The organism is Streptomyces sp. NBC_00376, from assembly GCF_036077095.1.
Taxonomy (GTDB): domain Bacteria; phylum Actinomycetota; class Actinomycetes; order Streptomycetales; family Streptomycetaceae; genus Streptomyces.
Genome location: NZ_CP107960.1, coordinates 668,665 through 685,138 on the forward strand (window position 1 = coordinate 668,665; position 16,474 = coordinate 685,138).

Annotated in this window: 17 protein-coding genes and 1 pseudogene; 7 read left to right on the forward strand and 11 right to left on the reverse strand. The window is 72.3% G+C overall.

The annotated features are described in order from the left end of the window. Positions 1-96: 96 nt before the first annotated feature. On the reverse strand, positions 97-828 hold the full coding sequence (locus OG842_RS03150) for a PIG-L deacetylase family protein (RefSeq protein WP_266727221.1): 732 nt from the start codon (positions 826-828) through the stop codon (positions 97-99). Between the two features lie 295 nt (positions 829-1,123). On the opposite strand from OG842_RS03150, the gene OG842_RS03155 reads away from it, so the two are divergent. The 3 genes from OG842_RS03155 (at position 1,124) to OG842_RS03165 (ending at position 4,617) form a co-directional block, all read left to right on the forward strand. Then, a complete protein-coding gene (locus OG842_RS03155; protein WP_443063949.1) occupies positions 1,124-2,386 on the forward strand; it encodes an IS701 family transposase in 1,263 nt (420 codons plus the stop codon). Between the two features lie 138 nt (positions 2,387-2,524). Next, positions 2,525-3,859 (forward strand): MBL fold metallo-hydrolase, encoded by a 1,335-nt coding sequence (locus OG842_RS03160; RefSeq protein WP_266733406.1) that lies wholly within the window; start codon positions 2,525-2,527, stop codon positions 3,857-3,859. After that, entirely contained in the window at positions 3,856-4,617 is a 762-nt protein-coding gene (locus OG842_RS03165) for a sulfite exporter TauE/SafE family protein (RefSeq protein WP_266727222.1), read from the forward strand. Before OG842_RS03160 ends, OG842_RS03165 begins: the two co-directional genes overlap by 4 nt. 24 nt (positions 4,618-4,641) lie before the next feature. Here the strand turns inward: OG842_RS03165 and OG842_RS03170 are convergent, their stop codons facing one another. Continuing rightward, positions 4,642-4,920 (reverse strand): metal-sensitive transcriptional regulator, encoded by a 279-nt coding sequence (locus OG842_RS03170; RefSeq protein ID WP_266727223.1) that lies wholly within the window; start codon positions 4,918-4,920, stop codon positions 4,642-4,644. Between the two features lie 170 nt (positions 4,921-5,090). Here OG842_RS03170 and OG842_RS03175 point away from each other — a divergent pair, with 170 nt between their 5' ends. After that, positions 5,091-5,663 (forward strand): rhodanese-like domain-containing protein, encoded by a 573-nt coding sequence (locus OG842_RS03175; RefSeq protein ID WP_266727224.1) that lies wholly within the window; start codon positions 5,091-5,093, stop codon positions 5,661-5,663. A gap of 57 nt (positions 5,664-5,720) precedes the next feature. Here the strand turns inward: OG842_RS03175 and OG842_RS03180 are convergent, their stop codons facing one another. Next, the gene (locus tag OG842_RS03180) at positions 5,721-7,016 is read right to left on the reverse strand and encodes an alpha/beta fold hydrolase (protein ID WP_266727225.1); all 1,296 of its coding nucleotides are present in this window, start codon (positions 7,014-7,016) and stop codon (positions 5,721-5,723) included. 106 nt (positions 7,017-7,122) lie between these two features. Between OG842_RS03180 and OG842_RS03185 the strand changes: the two genes are divergently transcribed. Further along, on the forward strand, positions 7,123-8,286 hold the full coding sequence (locus OG842_RS03185; protein ID WP_266727226.1) for an ABC transporter ATP-binding protein: 1,164 nt from the start codon (positions 7,123-7,125) through the stop codon (positions 8,284-8,286). 21 nt (positions 8,287-8,307) lie between these two features. Here OG842_RS03185 and OG842_RS03190 read toward each other — a convergent pair whose 3' ends face one another. The 3 genes and pseudogenes from OG842_RS03190 to OG842_RS03200 form a co-directional block, all read right to left on the reverse strand. Then, positions 8,308-8,583, reverse strand: coding sequence for a DUF2087 domain-containing protein (locus OG842_RS03190; RefSeq protein WP_266727228.1), 276 nt, complete (start codon positions 8,581-8,583; stop codon positions 8,308-8,310). 78 nt (positions 8,584-8,661) lie between these two features. After that, positions 8,662-9,086 (reverse strand): annotated as a pseudogene (locus tag OG842_RS03195) (transporter); the annotation flags it as partial. A 97-nt stretch (positions 9,087-9,183) separates the two neighbouring features. Then, on the reverse strand, positions 9,184-10,290 hold the full coding sequence (locus OG842_RS03200) for a LacI family DNA-binding transcriptional regulator (protein WP_443063963.1): 1,107 nt from the start codon (positions 10,288-10,290) through the stop codon (positions 9,184-9,186). Between the two features lie 152 nt (positions 10,291-10,442). Between OG842_RS03200 and OG842_RS03205 the strand changes: the two genes are divergently transcribed. Next, positions 10,443-11,417, forward strand: coding sequence for an acetylxylan esterase (locus OG842_RS03205; protein ID WP_266727230.1), 975 nt, complete (start codon positions 10,443-10,445; stop codon positions 11,415-11,417). Between the two features lie 42 nt (positions 11,418-11,459). On the opposite strand, the gene OG842_RS03210 is transcribed toward OG842_RS03205, so the two are convergent. Genes OG842_RS03210 through OG842_RS03220 form a run of 3 tightly spaced genes read right to left on the reverse strand, consistent with a single transcriptional unit; the run spans position 11,460 to position 13,758 of the window. Further along, entirely contained in the window at positions 11,460-12,410 is a 951-nt protein-coding gene (locus OG842_RS03210; protein WP_266727232.1) for an ABC transporter substrate-binding protein, read from the reverse strand. Then, complete coding sequence (locus OG842_RS03215; RefSeq protein ID WP_266733410.1) at positions 12,407-13,084, reverse strand: ABC transporter permease; 678 nt, start codon at positions 13,082-13,084, stop codon at positions 12,407-12,409. The genes OG842_RS03210 and OG842_RS03215 overlap by 4 nt, the downstream gene beginning before the upstream one ends. Further along, complete coding sequence (locus tag OG842_RS03220; protein ID WP_266727234.1) at positions 13,081-13,758, reverse strand: ABC transporter permease; 678 nt, start codon at positions 13,756-13,758, stop codon at positions 13,081-13,083. Before OG842_RS03220 ends, OG842_RS03215 begins: the two co-directional genes overlap by 4 nt. A gap of 189 nt (positions 13,759-13,947) precedes the next feature. Between OG842_RS03220 and OG842_RS03225 the strand changes: the two genes are divergently transcribed. Continuing rightward, the gene (locus tag OG842_RS03225) at positions 13,948-14,679 is read left to right on the forward strand and encodes a flavodoxin family protein (RefSeq protein ID WP_266727236.1); all 732 of its coding nucleotides are present in this window, start codon (positions 13,948-13,950) and stop codon (positions 14,677-14,679) included. Between the two features lie 108 nt (positions 14,680-14,787). Here OG842_RS03225 and OG842_RS03230 read toward each other — a convergent pair whose 3' ends face one another. Further along, positions 14,788-15,234, reverse strand: a complete 447-nt coding sequence (locus OG842_RS03230) for a nitroreductase family deazaflavin-dependent oxidoreductase (protein WP_266727238.1) — start codon at positions 15,232-15,234, stop codon at positions 14,788-14,790. A 132-nt stretch (positions 15,235-15,366) separates the two neighbouring features. Continuing rightward, on the reverse strand, positions 15,367-16,023 hold the full coding sequence (locus tag OG842_RS03235) for a PucR family transcriptional regulator (RefSeq protein ID WP_266733412.1): 657 nt from the start codon (positions 16,021-16,023) through the stop codon (positions 15,367-15,369). Between the last annotated feature and the right edge of the window lie 451 nt (positions 16,024-16,474).

Below are 16,474 nucleotides of genomic sequence, written 5' to 3' on the forward strand. Positions count from 1 at the left end.
AGTCGCGGACCTGCGGTTTTGTCTTCCGAAGCGGTACTCGAATATGCGCGACATCGAACATCCACAGCCGGAACGCCGAGCGGATCCGAACCGGAATCAGCGGGTGAAGAGTTCGAAGGTGACGGCCGGGCGGCCGCCGAAGCGCTCACCCTCGGCCCGCGCGTGACCGGTCAGGAAGGTACGGCAGTACGCCTCGGGGTCCTCGTCCGTGAGCCCTTCGATGTACGTGCGGTGCGCCAGCAGCGACTGCACCGAACGCTCCAGTCCGACCGTCGCGTCGACGGCGTGGGTGGGCGCGTTCGACCCGGCGACCGCGACCCACCGCACCCCGTTCCACGGCCGGAGCCCCGATTTCGCGAGTTCCGGAAAGATCCAACGATTGCCCGCGTCGGAGGCGGCGTCCAGGGTGGCGCGGCCGACCGCCCGGTGATCGGGGGTGTTCCAGGTGACGCCTCCCCAGGTGTCCCGATGGTTGAGCGTGATGACCAGTTCGGGGCGGTACTTGCGGATGGCGGCGGCGATGTCCCGGCGCAGCGGGAGGCCGTACTCGATCACGCCGTCGCGGTGATCCAGGAACTCCACCTCGCGGACGCCGACGACGGCGGCACTCGCCCGCTGCTCGCGCTCGCGCAGCGGTGCGCATTGCTCCGGCGGCAGCCGGTCGATGCCGGCCTCACCGCGGGTGGCGAGTAGGTAGGAGACCTCGCGGCCCTCGTCGGTCCAGCCCGCGATCGCCGCCGCACAGCCGTACTCCAGGTCATCGGGGTGCGCGACCACGGCCAGGGCGCGCAGCCAGTCCGCGGGCATGGGTTCGAGCTGCTCCGTCATGTCGGCAGCTTAGGACCTGTCCGGCCCAGGTCCACCGGGCAGGCCCTGACCGCCGCCGATCACCCACGCCCCACGCTCCCCGGATGCCCCGACGTAGCGCACGTCTCACCCGGGGCGAGAAATACCCCCTGGGGTATTGGTGTTAGCCTGATTCAGAGATACCCCCCGGGGTAAAGCATCACGGAAGGAGCCGTGTCGTGTTCTTCGTCGACACCATCGAGACAGCGGGCCTAGTAGGGCTTTGTTAGGTACCCCGATTGATCATCTCCAGATAGGTTGTGATGTTCTTTCAGGTGTGACGCCCGAGGAGATGGACACGGTCCGCACACGCTTGGAGGCGTTCGCGGCGGAGATGCTCGGTTCTCTGGCCCGGCGGGATCAGCGAGCCAAGGGCGAGCTGTACCTGCGCGGGCTGATGCTGGACGGCAAGCGCAAGTCGATGCAGCCGATGGCCGAGCGCCTGGGCGTGGACCACCAGCAGCTCCAGCAGTTCGTGGCCTCCTCGACCTGGGACTGGGCCAAGGTCCGTGAGCGGCTGGCTCGTTGGGCTGCCGCTCACATCTCGCCGGAGGCGTACGCGATCGACGATGTGGGCTTTCCCAAGGACGGCTACGACTCACCGGGTGTGGCGCGGATGTACTGCGGTGCGCTGGGAAAGCGCGGCAACTGCCAGATCGGCGTCAGCGTCAATCTGGTCAGCGACCACGCTTCCTCGGCGGTCAACTGGCGCCTGTTTCTGCCCGAGAGCTGGGACGACACCAAGAACACCGGCGATGCGCTGCTGACCGGGGCGATCCAGCGCCGACGCGCCAAGGCGGCCATCCCCGACAGCGAGCGGCACAGGGAGAAGTGGCGCCTGGCCCTGGACATGCTCGACGAGGTCCGCGAGGGCTGGGAACTTCCTGACCTGCCGGTGGTCGCCGACGCCGGATACGGCGACGCGACCGGCTTCCGCGAGGGCCTGACCGAGCGCGACCTGGCCTACGCCGTCGCGGTCAAGGGCACCACCACCGCCTACCCGGGCGACGCCGTCCCCGAGCGCCCGCCCTACAGCGGCCAGGGCCGCCCGCCCGGACCGGCCTACCCCGGTCAGCACAGCACTCTGCGCCAACTCGTCCTGGACACAGGGCGATCGGCGGCACGAACCGTGACCTGGCGCCAGGGAAGCAAGACCACGAAGCACAATCCCCGCGCCGAGATGCGCTCGCGGTTCCTGGCACTGCGGGTCCGACCCGCAAACCGGACGATCCGCCGCGCCGTCGACGGCTCCCTGCCCGAGTGCTGGCTGCTGGCCGAATGGCCGCCCGGCGCCGCCGAGCCCACCGACTACTGGCTCTCCACCCTGCCTGCCGAGACCCCGCTGCGCGAACTGGTCCGCATCGCCAAGATCCGCTGGCGCGTTGAACACGACTACCGCGAGCTCAAGGACGGTCTGGGCCTGGACCACTTCGAGGGCCGCAACTTCCCCGGCTGGCACCGCCACGTCACCCTCGCCTCCCTCGCCCAGGCGTTCTGCACCATGCTCAGGCTCGACCCAAAAGCGCCTGCGCCGGCCTGACCCTCTACGCGGTCCTCCGCGCGCTTCAGGCCCTCCTGGCCACCTGGACCGGCGCCTGCTCGATATGCGGCCAACCCGCACCAACACCAGAACCACACCACAGGACCTAACAAAGCCCTACTAGGCAACCGCGGCTATCTGGCGGGCGGCCGGCGGGCCGCCGCCGTCGTGGACCCGCCGCGCGACATCGACCGGGTCATCGCCGCCGCCGCCCGGCGCGGCGTGCGGATCGCCCTGGTGGTGGAGACGCATCTGCACAACGACTACGTGACCGGCGGCCTGGAGCTCGCGCGGGTCACGGGGGCGCGCTACCTGGTGCCCGCCGCCGCCGAGGTCTCCTTCGCCCGGGTCCCGGTCGCGGACGGCGACATCGCCGAGGTCGACGACGGCCTCGCGCTGCGTGCGCTCGCCACCCCCGGGCACACCCCGCACCACACCTCGTACGTGCTGGTGGAGGAGGGTCGCGACGTGGCCGCCTTCACCGGCGGCTCGCTGCTGATCGGCAGCGTGGGCCGGCCCGATCTGGTGGAGCCCCGGCTCACCGCCGAACTGGCCCGCGCCCAGCACGCCTCCGTGCACCGCCTCGCCGACGAGCTCGCGGACGAGGTGCCCGTGCTGCCCACGCACGGCTTCGGCAGCTTCTGTTCGTCCTCGCAGGCCGAGGGGTCGGCCACGACGATCGGCGACGAGCGCCGCCGGAACGACGCCCTGGTCAAGGACGTGGACACCTTCGTCGCGGAGCTGCTCGCCGGCCTCGACGACATCCCCGCGTACTACGCGCACATGGGCCCGGCCAATGCCGCGGGGCCGGCTCCGCTCGATCTGACCCCGCCCGGCCCCGCCGACGCCGGGGAGATCTCCCGGCGGCTGGCCGCGGGCGAGTGGGTGGTGGACCTGCGCAGCCGGGTGGCGTTCGCCCAGGGGCATGTCGCCGGATCGTTCAACTTCGAGGGCGACGGTCCGCTCGCCACGTATCTGGCCTGGCTGATCCCGTGGGGCAAGCCGGTCACCCTGCTGGCGAGCACCGCCGCCGAGATCGCCCACGCACAGCGGGAACTGTCCCGCGTCGGGCTGGACCGTCCGGCCGCCGCGGCCACCGGCGGCCCCGAGGACTGGGCGGCCCCGGCGATGGAGCTCCGGTCCTTCGCCAGGTCCGACTTCGCGGGCCTGGCGGCCGCCCGGCAGCGCGGCGAGGACCCGGTGGTCCTCGACGTGCGCCGCAACACCGAGCACCTCGGTGGTGCGATAGCCGGGGCGGTGCACATTCCGCTCCACGAGCTGCCCCGGCGGCTCGGCGAGGTGCCTCCGGGCCTCGTGTGGGTGCACTGCGCGGGCGGGGCGCGGGCGGCGATCGCCGCGTCGATGCTGGACGCGGCGGGACGCGAGGTGGTGGCCGTCGACGACGGCTTCGGCGCGGCGGCGGAGGCCGGCCTGGGGGTCGCCGCCCCCGTGACCGGGCCCTCCGCGGCGTGACCACGCTGATCGTGGCGCTGCTCGCCGGTGCGGTGGTCGGCCTGGCGCTCGGCGGGCTGGGCGGCGGCGGAAGCGTGCTCGCCGTTCCCGCGCTGATCTATCCACTCGGCTTCACCCCTTCCGCAGCAACCACCGCCGCACTGCTCATCGTCATCGCGACATCACTCACCGGGCTGGTCGCCCACGCCAGCGAGGGCGGGGTCCGCTGGCGTACGGGAGGGCTCTTCGCGGCGGCCGGGATCGTGCCGGCCGCGCTCGCCGGAGCACTGTCGGTGCGGGTCCCGCCCGGGCCGCTGACCGTGGGGTTCGCCGTGCTCGCGGCGGTCGCCGCAGTACGGATGCTCCGGCCGCGGGCCGGGCCGGCGTCGCAGGCCGGGCCCGGTACGAGTGACGTGTCCGCCGGACGGGTGGCGCGGACGGGTGCCGGGCTCGGCGCGGTGACCGGGTTCCTCGGCGTGGGCGGCGGGTTCCTGGTGGTCCCCACGCTGGTCACCGTGGTCGCCCTCCCGATGACCGCGGCGGTCGGTACCAGCCTGCTGGTCATCACGGTGAACTCCGTGGCCGCACTGGCCACCCGTCTCGCCACGCCCACCGCGCTGGACTGGGCGACCATCGCCCCGTTCACCGCGACGGCGGTGCTCGGCGCCTGGGACGGGCGGCGGCTCGCCGCGAAGGTGTCCACGGCCGCCCTGCAACGGATCTTCGGCGTGACCCTGCTGGCGGTGGCCGCGTTCATGCTCGTCGACGCCGTGGCATGAACCACGGCGTCGCCCCCGGCCGGCTCAGGCCAGTGAGAGAAAGAGCTTCTCCAGCCGTGACCGCATCCGGTCCCGGTCCTCCGGTTCACTGCCGCCGTCGGCCATGCAGTGCTGGAGGCCCGTCGCGATGATCGCGAAACCGGCCCGGTCGAGCGCCCGGGACACGGCCGCCATCTGCGTGATCACGTCCTCGCAGTCCCGGCCCTCCTCGATCATCCTGATGACCCCGGCGAGCTGGCCCTGCGCGCGGCGAAGGCGGTTGAGAACCGACTTCAGTTCGTCGGCCGCCATGTCGAGTTCCACAACATCCTCCTCTTGATACCCCGAGGGGTATTCTAGCCCGACCGGGGCAGGCCCTGTCCGGCGGATCAGTGCCGCACCAGACGCCGCGACCCCGGCCATGATCCGCCGGACAGGACCTGGGACGGACCGAGTCCCTCCCGATCCCCGGTGAACGAAAGGAAACACTGCTCGTGACCAGCCCCGTCTCCCTCTCCCCCGCCCAGGCCGCGGCCCGTCTCGCGGAGTTCACCGTGATCGATGTGCGGGCCCCCGGCGAGTACGCCTCCGGCCATGTGCCCGGTGCGCTGAACATCCCGCTGGACCGCCTCTCCGAGGCCGTGCCCGCGCTGAAGTCCGCCGCCGCCCGCAGCTCGCTGCTGATGGTGTGCGCCTCCGGCGTCCGCTCGACCCGGGCCTGCGACGTCCTCGCCGCCGCAGACATCGACGCCATGACGCTCACCGGTGGCACCTCGGCCTGGGCGGGCGAGGGACGCGATCTCGACCACCCCGCCGGGGCCCGCGCGACCTGGCCCATGGAGCGTCAGGTCCGGCTCGCCGCCGGTTCGCTCGTGGTGGCCGGCCTGCTCGCCGGGGCGCGGTTCCCGGCAGCGCGCTGGATCTCCGCCGGTATCGGCTCCGGCCTGGTGTTCTCCGCCGTGACCAACACCTGCGGCATGGCGGCGGCCCTGTCGAAGCTTCCGTACAACCGGGCCCCGCGCTCGGGCGCCGGCCTGGACGACACGCTGCACGCCCTTCAGAACTGACACCCGCGGTGCCCTGAGCGGGAGGAGCCGGCCGGTTCCTCCCGCTCACGGGCACGGTCAGACTTCGTCCCGGACCAGGGCCAGCAGCCGGTCCAGCACCCGCGGTCCGCCCGCGCGCAGCCCGTCGTGCTCGTACTCGTCGGTCACCCAGGTGCGCAGTCCCCGGATCGACGCCGCCGTGCGCAGCGCGTGTGCCGTGTCGACGTACATGTCGTCGTGGTAGACGGCCGCCGCGACCGGCACCTGATTGGCCGCCAGGCGCTCGGGGTCGTACAGCGGCGCCCAGCCGGTGCGGGCGGCCAGCAGTTCGGCGGTCTCGCGCAGCGGGCGCAGCGCCGGGTCCACCTCGAAGTGCCAGGGGTGGATGCTCTCACCGGTGAAGAGCACCGGGCCGTCGCCCTTGAGCGCCTCGGCCGCGTCGAACTGCGGGAACTCTCCGCGGACCCGCTCGGCGGACCAGCCGGTGGACCGCTCGTCCTGCCCGTAGATCGCCTCGTGCAGCAGGGCGTACAGCGGGTGCCCGGCGAACGAGGAGGCCGTGCGCACGGCCTCCTGGAAGGTGTCGGAGAGCTCGGTGCCGTGCGGGGTGCGGACGAAGGCGTTCTCCAGCAGGTAGTGCAGCTGGTGGCTGCCGCTGCCGCCGCCGAGCATGATGCCGAGGGACTGGAACCCTTCGGCCGTCAGGCGGTGTCCGGCGCTGTCGGTGGGGTGCTCCAGCAGATGGGCGGTGATCTCCCGGACGCGCTCTACGTCCTGCGGATAGCGGGCGTAGTGCGCGGCGTTCTTGCGCTCGATGCGGAGGTAGGCGGCCCGGTACACGTCGTCGGCGTGCGCGTCGAGGGAGGGCAGCCCGCCGGTGATCAGGACGGTCCTGAGCCCTTCGGGTGCGGCCGACAGATAGCGGACGGCGCAGAAGCCGCCGAAGGACTGGCCGAGGACCGTCCAGGGTTCGCCGCCGGTCAGCTGCGGGCGGATCAGCTCGCAGTCGCGCACGATGCTGTCGGCCCGGAAGTGGCTGAGGTAGTCGGCCTGCTCGCGCGGGCCGCCGCGCAGCGGCAGGGTCTGCCGGTTGGCGGGGGTGGAGAGGCCGGTGCCGCGCTGGTCGAGCAGCAGCACCCGGAACTCCTGCACGGCCCGCCCCAGCCATGCCTCGGTGCCGATGAAGCGCCGCGCACCGAAGCCGGGACCGCCCTCCAGGTACACCAGCCAGGGCAGCTCCTCGTCGGCCCGGCCGCTCGCCACGGCCTCCCTGCCGAAGACTTCGATCTGCTCGCCGCCCGGATCGCTGTGGTCGAGCGGGACCGTGAAATGGCGGTCGGTGAATACGATGCCGGGGTGCCGGTAGCTGTTCACAAGGTGCTCCTGAATCAGATGTGCCACGGACAGTTCAGCACACGGCAACGACACGGACGGTCGCGGCCCGTGTGCGGTGCGCCCGGGTGCCTCCTACCGTGCAGGCATGATCCGGTTCGAGCAGGTCGGCAAGGTGTATCCGGACGGCACGAGCGCGGTCGACGGGCTCTCCTTCGAGGTCGCCGAGGGGGAACTGGTCACCCTCGTCGGGCCGTCCGGCTGCGGCAAGACGACCACGATGATGATGGTGAACCGGCTGATCGAACCGTCGTCGGGCCGGATCCTGGTCGGCGGCGAGGACATCTCCGGTGTCGACCCGGTGAAACTGCGCCGCCGGATCGGCTACGTCATCCAGCAGGTCGGTCTCTTCCCGCACCGCACGGTCCTCGACAACACGGCGACCGTGCCGGCGCTGGTGGGCTGGAAACGGGCGAGGGCCCGGGAGCGGGCGGCCGAGCTGCTGGATCTGGTGGGCCTCGATCCGAAGACGTACGGTTCCCGCTACCCCGCGCAGCTCTCCGGCGGTCAGCGCCAACGGGTGGGCGTGGCAAGGGCGTTGGCAGCGGATCCGCCGGTGCTGCTGATGGACGAGCCGTTCGGCGCGGTCGACCCGGTGGTGCGCGAGCGGCTGCAGTACGAGTTCCTGAGCCTGCAGGCGACGGTCCGCAAGACGGTCCTGATGGTCACCCATGACATCGAGGAGGCGGTCCGGATGGGCGACCGGATCGCGGTGTACGGGGCGGGGCGCATCGAGCAGTTCGACACCCCGGCAGCCGTGCTCGGGGCTCCCGCGACCCCGTACGTGGCACGGTTCGTCGGCGCCGACCGGGGCCTGAAGCGGCTCTCGGTCACCGAGATCGAGCCGGATGACCTTCAGGAGCCGCCGGTCGCCCGGCTGGACGAGCCGGCCGGCGCGGCGGCGGCCCGGCTCGGCGCCACGGGGGCCCGCTGGGCGGTGGTGCTGAACGGCGAGGGCGATCTGCACGGCTGGGTGGCGGCGGATGCGCTGCGGATCGCGGGCGGGTACGGCACGGTCGGCGAACTGGCCCGCAGGATGGATGCCTGGGTGCCGGTCGGCGCCCCGCTTAAGCAGGCGTTCAGCGAGATGCTCCAGCACGACGCGGGGTGGGTCGCGGTACTGGACGGTTCACGGTTCCTCGGCGTGCTGACACCGGCCAAGCTCCACGAGGCGCTGCGCCGTTCGGTCGACGCGGACGCGCGGGGCGTGGCCCGGGACGAGGTGCCCTTCGACTCGGTCGCCGACGCGTAGGACGTACGGGCGCGGCCGGTGCTAGCGCCCGCGCCGGTAGCTGCTGCCGTCCTTGGGCCTGACCAGCAGGCCGGCGACGACCAGGTAGCGGCGCAGCGCCGAGCAGTCGTCGTGCACCGTGAGCAGGGCCTCGTTGACCTCTCGCTCCGTGTAGCTGCGGTCCCGCTCGAAGAGGGTGTCGGAGAGGTGGACGAGCAACTGCTCCCGGCGGGCCGTCTTGCGGGGGATCGCCGTCAGGCGGCCGTGCGAGAAGAGCGCTTCGACCTGGTGCGAGCCGCTTGTTCCGTTGTCTGACATGGGGAGGAGGATCGCAGGCACCCGCCCCGCGGGCAACGGGTTTTCGGCCCGCCCGCGGGAACGGGTGAACGCCCCGGATCAGAGGTACGTGGCGGCCGTCACGCAGAAGCCGCCGGGGCGACGGCCCAGACGTAGGGCGGGGTGCGGACCATCACCTGCTGCGGGGTGACGCCCGCGTACTGCGCGCTCCACACGGTCCGGGTGCTCGTGGGGTCGGCGACGCCGAACACCTGGTTGTACGAGGTGGCCAGGCCCAGCACCGCGGTGGCGGGGTAGATACCGGCGGCGACCAGGACACCGGCGATGCCTGCGCCGAGACCGAAGACGTTGAGCGGGCCGCGGTAGAGGCAGAGCGGCACGAGGACGGTGAAGACGAGCACGAAGAGCACCGCGTTCTGCGGGCTGACCGCCTTGACGAGGGGTTCGAGCGCGTCGACGGCCCCGGGCAGTTTCACGGCAGCGAGCAGGATGCCAATGGCGATGAACAGGGTGATCGGCGCGGCGCGGCGGCGACGTCGCCCAGTCCGGCGCCCACGACGAGGATGTCCGGTTCGGGTATCACGGGTCTCCTTGAGCTGTACGTACGGGTGGCGCGGTCGGTCAGTGGTCTTCGATGACGGGTGGCGGGCCCGAAGTGGCCCCGGGCCGGAAGGCGCAGGCGACCAGGGGTTCGGTGGCCTCTTCCCCCGCGACCAGCGCGGCGAGCATGCGCACGGCGGCCGCGCCGAGCCGGGTGCGGGGGATGTCGAAACCGGTGGGTTCGGGTCCGTCCGCGAGGTCGGCGGGCGGGCTGCCGAGCAGCGCCATCGAGGCGTCGCGCGGGCAGTCGATCCCGGCGTCGGCGACCGCCCGGCGCAGGGCGCGCCAGGCGGCTCCGGTGTCGGTCTCCTCGGCGACGAACGCGGTGACGCCGTCGGCGAGCCAGCTACGCAGCCGCTCGGGGGTGAGGTCTCGCTCCGGGTCCGCGGAACGGAAGACGGTCCCGGGCCCGGCCAGGCCGACCGCCGCGAGCCCCTCGCGGAAGCCGTGTTCGCGGTCGGTGGAGGCGGGCGCCTCGTCGTCCTCGCGGATCAGCACCATCCGGCGGTGCCCGAGGCCGGCGAGGTGGCCGACGACCTCGCGGGCGGCGCTCACGTAGTCGGCGCCGACCCAGCGCAGGCCCTCCGGCTCGTCCCGGCGGCCGAGGTGGACCATCGGGAAGCCGTCGGCGACCAGCCGGCCCAGCTCCTCGGCCGGTGCGTGGCGGCCGAGGAAGAGACAGCCGTCGGCGAGGCGGACCCGGTTCAGCGCGTCGGGCCCGGCGGCCCCCGCGCCACCGGTGCTCGACCCCGTGAACAGCACCAGGTCGTAGCCGCGCTCCGCGGCCTCGCGCTCCACGCCCACCAGGAACGGGTAGTACGAGTGCTGCACATCGGTGGGGAACGTCGCGGTGAAGCTGAACACGCCCAGCAGGTTGTTGCGCGCCGCCGCGAGCCTGCGGGCCGCCGGGTCGGGGACGTAACCGAGGGACCGGGCCGCCTCCAGGACCTTGCGCCGGGTCTCCTCCGAGATCGCGGGCCCCTGTCTCTTGTCCGCGAGCACCAGCGAGACCGTGGCCTGCGAGACTCCGGCGAGCCGTGCGACCTCCGCCTGGCGCGGACGGGCCGTGCGGCCCGCCGGTGCGGGTGAACGGCCGGGCCTGGCCCGCTTCCCGGGTTCCTCCACCATGGCTCCTCACATCGATTAATGCGTATTACTAATGCGCATTGACGAGTACTGTGAGGGTCGTCCGGATGCCGGTCAATGGGACGGGCACAACTTCTTCGCCGCACGCCCCCGTACGGTGTGATCAACCATCCCCGCGAAGAAGGCGGTCCCACATGTCCCTGTTCGATCTGCCGCTCGACCGGCTGCGTGAGTACCGCAGCGGTTCGGTCGAGCCGGAGGACTTCGACGCGTTCTGGACGAAGACGCTGGACGAGACACGGTCCCACGACCTCGACGCCCGTTTCGAGCCGCGCACCGGCACCGGGCTGTCCACCGTGGACGTGTACGACGTGACGTTCGCGGGCTTCGGTGGTCATCCGGTCAAGGGCTGGTTCGTCCTCCCGGCGGGCACCACGGAGCCGCTGCCGGTGGTGGTCGAGTTCATCGGTTACGGCGGCGGGCGGGGCCTGGCTCACACCCACCTGCTCTGGGCCTCGGCCGGTTTCGCCCACTTCGTGATGGACACCCGGGGTCAGGGCAGCGGCTGGCTCGTCGGCGACACCCCGGACCCGGTGGGCAGTGCCCCCGCGTACCCCGGTTTCATGACCCGGGGCATCGAGGACCCGGAGTCGTACTACTACCGGCGGGTGTTCACCGACGCCGTGCGGGCGGTGGAGGCGGCGCGTTCGCACCCGCTGGCCGACGCGTCGCGCACCGCGGCCATCGGCGAGAGCCAGGGCGGCGGCATCACCCTCGCCGTGGGCGGGCTGATACCCGACCTGGTGGCGATCGCGCCGGACGTCCCGTTCCTCTGCGACTTCCCCCGCGCCCTCACCGTCACCGACCGGACCCCGTACCGCGAGGTGGGCAACTACCTCAAGACGCACCGCGGCCGGGCCGACCGGGCGAGGGCCACGCTGTCCTACTTCGACGGGGTGCACTTCGCGGCGCGCGGGCGGGCGCCGGCGCTGTTCTCCACCGCCCTGGAGGACATGACCTGCCCGCCCTCGACCGTCTTCGCCGCCTTCAACGCCTACGCCCACCCGGACAAGACCATCGAGGTCTACGACTTCAACGACCACGAGGGCGGCGGTCCGTTCCAGGAGGCCGTGCAGCTGGGCTGGCTGCCGGGGAGGCTGCGGGCCTGACCGCGCGGGGCGGCGGTCGGCCACGACGGTGTTCCGCGTCGGTCAGCCGCGCGGAACGAGGTCCTTGGACTCCAGGTAGTTGCGCGCCACGTCCTCGGGCAGCCGCCGCCAGCTGTCGACCTGCTCGTTGAGCCGGGCCAGGTCGGCGGTGGTCAGTACGGTGTTGAGCCTGCCCAGTGCCGTGCGGACGCCTTCGCTGCCCGCCCGGGACCGGTTGACGACGGGGACGAGGTAGTCGGCGTTCTGGAGGTGCCTGTCGTCGGCGAGCAGGACGAGCCCGAAGTCGTCGAGCGTGGCGTCGGTCGTGGTGGTCAGCACCATCTGGTCCCGGCCGTTCTGGACGGCCTGTTTGGCCTGGGTGGTGCCGACGCCCTTGGGGTCCACGGCGGTGATGCGGATGCCGTACGTCTTCTTCAGCCCGGGCGCGCAGTAGGGGCGCTGGACGCATTCGTCGCCGGCGGCCAGCCGTACGGGCAGCCGGGACCGGCCCAGGTCGCTCAGTGTCTTCAGGTGGTGCTCGGCCGCGTAACGGGCGGCGACCGCGAAGGCGTTCTGGTCGACGGCTCGCCCGGGATCGAGAACGGTGAGGCCACGGGGTGCGGCCAGGGCGCGCAGCGCCTTCATGGTGGCGGCGGGGTCGGGCGAACCGGCCGGGGCGGCGTCGGCGCCGTTCTTCTTGGCGTTCAGCCAGTCGGCGAAGGTCGCGGCGTACTCCGGCACTACATCGATCTGACCGCTCTCCAGCGCCGGTTCGTAGATCTCCCGGTTGGTGACGGAGATGATCTTCGTGGAGTAGCCGGCCCGGTCCAGCAGCAGCGCGTACATCTGGGCGAGCAGATCGCTCTCGGTGAAGCCCGCGGAGCCGATGGTGAGGTGTCTGCTGTCGCCCGGCGGTGCGGTGATCTCGCCCTGGTTCTCCAGCGAGGGGCCGGTGGTGCAGGCGGCCGCCTGGAGCAGCACCAGCAGTACGGGGACGGCGGCTGCCGGCCTCATCCGGACCCTCCGCCGCGGAGCCGGCCCGGGACGAGCAGCAGGCCCGCTTCGAAGAGCCCTTCGACGATCAGCGCGAAGACCGCGACGAGCACCGCCCCTGCGACGACTTGTGCGGTGGAGGCGAGGTTGAAGCCCGCCGTGATGATCCGGCCGAGGCCACCGCCGCCGGCCAGTGCCGCGAGGGTGGCGGTCGCGACGAGCTGGACGGCGGCGATCCGTACTCCGGTGAGGATCAGCGGCAGGGCGAGCGGCACCTCGACCCCCAGCATCAGCTGTCTGCCCGTCATGCCCATGCCCCTGGCCGCGCGCACGATGTCGCGGTCGACCTCCCGCATGCCGACGTAGGCGTTGGTGAGCAGCGGCGGTACGGCGAAGAGGACGAGGGCGATGATGGTCGGCCATTCGCCGTGCCCACCGATCGGTGTGAGCAGGAGCAGCACCAGCACGGCGAAGGTGGGTACGGCCCGGCCCATGTTGGAGATGTTGACGGCCAGTGCGCCGCCCTTGCCGAGATGGCCGAGGACCAGGGCGACGGGCAGCGCGATCAGGCAGCTGATGAGCAGGCAGACGACGGTGAGGAAGAGGTGCTGGCCCAGCCGGTGCCAGATGCCGCCGTCGCCGGACCAGTTGGCGGAGGTGGTGAGCCAGGACCAGGCGTCGGCGAGGGTGTTCACGACCGCCTCCTGGTCCATGGGGTGAGCACCCGCTGTGCGAGCAGGAGCAGCAGGTCGGCGGCGACGGCGATGACGACGCAGAGGACCGACGCGGTGAGCACCTGGGCCTTGAAGTAGGTGTTCATCCCGGAGTAGATGAGATTGCCGAGCCCCCCGTAGCCGACGATCGCGCCGACCGTGACCAGGGAGACGGCGGAGACGGTCGCGATCCGCAGTCCGGCCATGGCCGCGGGCAGCGCGAGGGGCAGTTCCACGGCGAGCAGCAGCCGCAGCGGGCCGTATCCCATGCCGCGTGCGGCCTGCCGGGTCTCCTCGGGCACGGCGCGCAGTCCGGCGAGGATGTTCCGTACGAGAAGGGTGAGCGAGTAGAGCACGAGCCCGGCTACGACGAGCGAGGCGGAGAGTCCGTACACCGGCAGCAGCAGCGAGAACATGGCGAGCGACGGCACGGTGTAGAGGACGGTCGTCACACCGAGCACCGGGCCCGCCGCCCAGCGTCGGTGACGTGCCGCCAGGGCGAGCGGAACGGCGAGGACCAGCCCGATGAGTACGGAGACCGCGGTGAGCTGGAGGTGCTGCACGACGGCGTCCCAGAGGATCTCGCGACGGCTGGAGAGATAGGCCCCGCAGAGCCACTCGTTGCGCGCCAGGCAGTCGTCCGGGGGCACGGTCACCCGTCCATTGGAGCGCGCGGGGCGGTACTGGCGCGCGTCCTGATCGGCTGTCCGGGGGGCGCTCGGGTCCCAAGGCCGGATTTGCTGCGTACGGGGGGGGTGTCGGCGCGTCTACCGCCCGGTACGGCCGGAGTTGACGGTAGACCGGGTCCACGTCCCGCGTTCCCCGTGCCTGCCAAGGAGCCCCGCATGCCGCCGTCCGGACCCTCCGACGACGCCTGCCGCTTCGACGACCTGCGTGCGCTGTACGTCAACTGCACCCTCAAGCGTTCACCGGAGGTCAGCAACACGGAGGGGCTGATCGACCGCAGCCGTGCGGTGATGGAGGGGCGCGGTGTCGGCACCGAGGTGGTCCGGGCCGTCGACCACGACATCGCGACGGGCGTCTGGCCGGACATGCGGGAGCACGGCTGGGAGCGGGACGCCTGGCCCGGACTGTACGAGAAGGTGATGGCGGCCGACATCCTGGTGCTGTGCGGGCCCATCTGGCTGGGCGACAACAGCTCGGTGATGAAGCGGGTCGTCGAGCGCCTCTACGCCTGTTCCAGCATCCTCAACGACAAGGACCAGTACGCGTACTACGGCCGGGTCGGCGGCTGTCTGATCACCGGGAACGAGGACGGGGTCAAGCACTGTGCCATGAACCTGCTCTACAGCCTCCAGCACCTGGGCTACACGATCCCTCCGCAGGCCGACGCGGGCTGGATCGGGGAGGCGGGGCCCGGCCCCTCGTACCTGGACCCGGGGTCGGGTGGTCCGGAGAACGACTTCACCAACCGAAACACCTCGTTCATGGCCTGGAACCTGATGTACCTCGCCGCGATGCTGAAACGTGCGGGCGGCATCCCGGCCCATGGCAATCAGCGCTCGGCGTGGGACGCGGGCTGCCGTGCGGACGCTCCCAATCCGGAGCACCGCTGACGGTGTCCCGGCCGCGTGCGGGGGCGCGGGCGGGCCGGCCCGCGCCTCCCCCGACGGTCATCGGTGCCGCCCGGCCGCCGCTCGTGGGCGCTGCCCGGCCGTCGGCCGTCAGTGCTGTCCGGCCGCCGGTTCGAGGACGAAGACCGGAATCTGCCGGTCGGTCTTGAGCTGGTAGTCGGCGTAGTCGGGAAACGCCTCGACCGCGCGCCGCCACCAGAGGGCCTTCTCCTCGCCGGTGGCCTCGCGGGCGTTCATGTCCTGGCGGACCGGCCCGTCCTGGAGCTCGACCCGGGGGTCGGCCACGATGTTGTGGTACCAGACGGGGTGCTTGGGGGCGCCACCCCGTGAGGCGACCACGGCGTACGTGCCGTCGTGCTCGACCCGCATCAGCGGGGTCTTGCGGATCTTCCCGCTCCTGGCCCCGCGGGTGGTGAGGATGATGACGGGCATGCCCCGCATCGTGGTTCCATCGGTGCCGCCGGAGCTCTCGAACAGCTCGACCTGGTCGCGGACCCACTGTTCGGGGCTCGGCTCGTACTCTCCCTGCAGAGGCATGGCATCTGTCCCATCGTCGGCTTCCGGACACCCGCGTGCCGGTGTGTCCCGCTGCTCCGGGAAACTCTCGCACCATTCCGTCCGACCGGCGTCCGGGTGGCTCCGTGCGGCACGGCGATGGAGTGATCCGGCTCAGGCGTGCGGCGGTCTCAGCCGCAGTTGCAGCATCGCTTCGAACCTCGCCTCCGGGTCGTCGAGATCGATGTCCGCGACCACGGACAGCCGCTTGAGGCGGTAGCGGAAGGTGTTGGGGTGGATGTGTACGGCGGCAGCGGCTGCGGCCACGTCGCCGAAGGTGCTCAGCCAGGCGTCCAGGGTCTCGGTGAGGGCCGTGCTGTGCTCGGCGTCGTAGGCGAGCAGCCGTATGACGGGGCCGTCCGGCAGATCGTCCTCGGCGGCCATCCGGTCCGTCAGCTCCTCCAGCAGCGAGGCGGCGTAGACGTCCGACAGCCGGGCGGCCCTGCGCCGGGTGCGGCCGGAGCCGAGGACCCGCAGCGCACGGTCCGCGTCGGCGCGCGAGCGGCGCAGCTCCACCGGGCGGGCGGCGAGCCGGCCGACCCCGATGACGGCGGGCACCCGGCCACCGATCCGGCCGAGGAACGACTCGGCGACCCGCAGTCCCTGCTCGTCCGAACCGGTGGGCAGGACCGCGTAGGTGACTTGGCCCAGGGCGGCCGCGGCGGTGCGGGGGTGGATCGCGGCCAGGTGCAGGGCGAACGCCTCGGCGACGCGGTGGCCCGCGGCCACCCGGTCGGGCTCGTACTGCTCGCCGGTCACCGCGAGCGCCAGGACGCAGGCGGGCTGCGCGGAAAGGCCGAGCCGGACGGCGGCCTGCGGTGCGTGCGTCGTCCTGCCGGCTGGAGAAGGCCAGCACCCGGCCGCCGCGGTCCTCCACGGTGACCGGGCCGTCCAGCAGCCCGGCCGTCGCGTTGGCCAGGGCGAACAGGTCCCCGGCGAGCGGCTCGGCGCCGTCGGCCTCGTCGGGGCCGCCCACCGTGCCCAGTTCGTCGACCGCGAGCAGCGACCGGAGCAGCGCGGCCACCTGGGCCCAGGACGCTCCGGGGGTCAGGCCCAGCACGGTCAGGCCGGTGCGGGCCGCCGCCTCGGACACCGGACCGTCCACCGGGACCGGGGAGCGGACCACCACGGCCACCGCGCCGAGTCCGGCGGCCGTGTCGACCAGGGCGGCGACCGGCTCGGCGCCGTACACACCGACGCCGAGCACCACCGCGCCGGGCAG

What these genes read in the sequence shown, in the direction of transcription:
- OG842_RS03150 (WP_266727221.1), bottom strand. Translation starts at nt 828, where the DNA reads ATGACGGAGCAGCTCGAACCCATGCCCGCGGACTGGCTGCGCGCCCTG.
- OG842_RS03185 (WP_266727226.1), top strand. Translation starts at nt 7,123, where the DNA reads ATGATCCGGTTCGAGCAGGTCGGCAAGGTGTATCCGGACGGCACGAGC.
- OG842_RS03190 (WP_266727228.1), bottom strand. Translation starts at nt 8,583, where the DNA reads ATGTCAGACAACGGAACAAGCGGCTCGCACCAGGTCGAAGCGCTCTTC.
- OG842_RS03200 (WP_443063963.1), bottom strand. Translation starts at nt 10,290, where the DNA reads ATGGTGGAGGAACCCGGGAAGCGGGCCAGGCCCGGCCGTTCACCCGCA.
- OG842_RS03205 (WP_266727230.1), top strand. Translation starts at nt 10,443, where the DNA reads ATGTCCCTGTTCGATCTGCCGCTCGACCGGCTGCGTGAGTACCGCAGC.
- OG842_RS03210 (WP_266727232.1), bottom strand. Translation starts at nt 12,410, where the DNA reads ATGAGGCCGGCAGCCGCCGTCCCCGTACTGCTGGTGCTGCTCCAGGCG.
- OG842_RS03225 (WP_266727236.1), top strand. Translation starts at nt 13,948, where the DNA reads ATGCCGCCGTCCGGACCCTCCGACGACGCCTGCCGCTTCGACGACCTG.
- OG842_RS03230 (WP_266727238.1), bottom strand. Translation starts at nt 15,234, where the DNA reads ATGCCTCTGCAGGGAGAGTACGAGCCGAGCCCCGAACAGTGGGTCCGC.